Origin of the sequence: Okeania sp. SIO2B9 (genome assembly GCF_010672505.1) — a bacterium.
GTDB lineage: Bacteria > Cyanobacteriota > Cyanobacteriia > Cyanobacteriales > Microcoleaceae > Okeania > Okeania hirsuta.
The window spans coordinates 1-1584 of record NZ_JAAHGK010001533.1 but is presented as its reverse complement, the minus strand read 5'-3'; the positions used below and the strand labels follow the sequence as shown (position 1 = coordinate 1584).

Genomic DNA, 1584 nt, shown 5'->3' with positions numbered 1-1584 from the left:
GAAGGAAAACTTCCCTCTAGTTACGGAGTTTATTTCAAAAATACATTGGTAGCTTTATGCCATGCTTTAGAAGACCACATATTACAAACTAACCCTAAAAATTATGAAGAAAAACCATTAGTTTTAGTCACATTTCAAAGAGGTAAATGGTATTTACAAGAAGCATATCGTTATCAAGAAATAGCACAATCTAGCCGTCACATTATTATTAGCGCAGTACCAGATAGTGGGTTACCCAAACATCCTACAAGTCAGCTAGAAAATGTCTCTTTAGTTAATTTAGAAACGACGGATAGTTTAGTTAATGAATGGAATCTAATTATCTTAGCTCCAGGTTACAGAGCGATGGTACTTTGCCATGAACTATCAGAAGATGAATATGTACTCAATGGTAAACCCACTGTAGATGTAGAAAGAAAATTTTACGGTTTATGGAGTTTCGACCGGAGTTTAGTAGTTAAAGCCGCAGAAATTCTCATAGAAAGATGTCGCCCCTACGATCCTGCCTTAGCAGACAGCATTCAAAAACAACATCAAGAAATTCTAACTATCAAAGATGCACCACCTACAGATATGACTAATGTGGTATCTCGAATAGTTTCTTATCTGGAAACTTCCCAACAGCAGATGATTACAATGAATCGTCAAACTAGGGAACTATGGGAATTGGAAGGTCAAGCGTTACGAGTTAGTCGCAACCTAAACGCTAATAAATTGCAGGCATTTTTACGAATGGCGCAGAAAGCAGATGAACGCGATCCGAGTAACCCTATTGCCTCTTTGCAAGTTGCAGCTTTATCTGAAACTCTTGGTCAAATGTTAGATTTACCTACTTTGCAGTTACGACGTTTGCGGTTAGCAGGATTATTGTTTCGAGTGGGGTTAGCATCAGCACCAAACGAAGTATTTACTCAAACACCAGATGAATTAGATGATGCAACTTTAGCTTTTTGGCAGGAAAGGAGCGTACTTGGTGGTCAATTATTAACAGCGATGCCAGAGTTAGCACCTATAACTAAAATTGTGACTCATCATTTAGAACATTGGGATGGTAGTGGTAAACCAGACGGTCTCAGAGAAGACGAAATACCCGTAGAATCTCGAATTCTGGGGTTAATTTCTTACTTCCAAGAGCTAATACAAGCACGAGGTAAAAGAATAGCTCTTAGTTTCGGAGAAGCTTTAGAAAAATGTATCAATCACAGTGGTAGATATTTTGACCCTATTCTTGTAGAATCTCTCAGCAACGTGGTTCGTTTAACAGAAATGGGTCTGATGCAATTACCTCAAAGACCAAGTCAACTTCCCAACGTTTGGTTAGAGGAAGCAGTTACATCAAAGACATCAGTCAATTAATATCTTTAAAAATACCTCGATCTTTTCTTTACTTTGGATGTAGGAGCTTTTCTATTTCTTGAGTGGGGGAGTAGGGGAGTGATCTCAAATCCGGTAGCATCGGAGTAATTAAACCTGAATTTTCGGCCACCAATGGTACTGGGTTATAGCCTCGAAGAGTTAGAAGAAATTCTGTTTGAGCGTTGTCAAGTTCTTTTAACACAGCAATTTGCAATCAAGGCTATAACC

1 protein-coding gene is annotated in these 1584 nt (G+C 38.5%); it reads left to right on the top strand.

Annotated elements, in window-relative coordinates:
- Window positions 1–1356, top strand: a 1356-nt coding sequence (locus F6K13_RS32355) for an HD domain-containing phosphohydrolase (protein ID WP_287289796.1), incomplete at its 5' end; no start/stop codon positions are given.
- Window positions 1357–1584 lie beyond the last annotated feature (228 nt).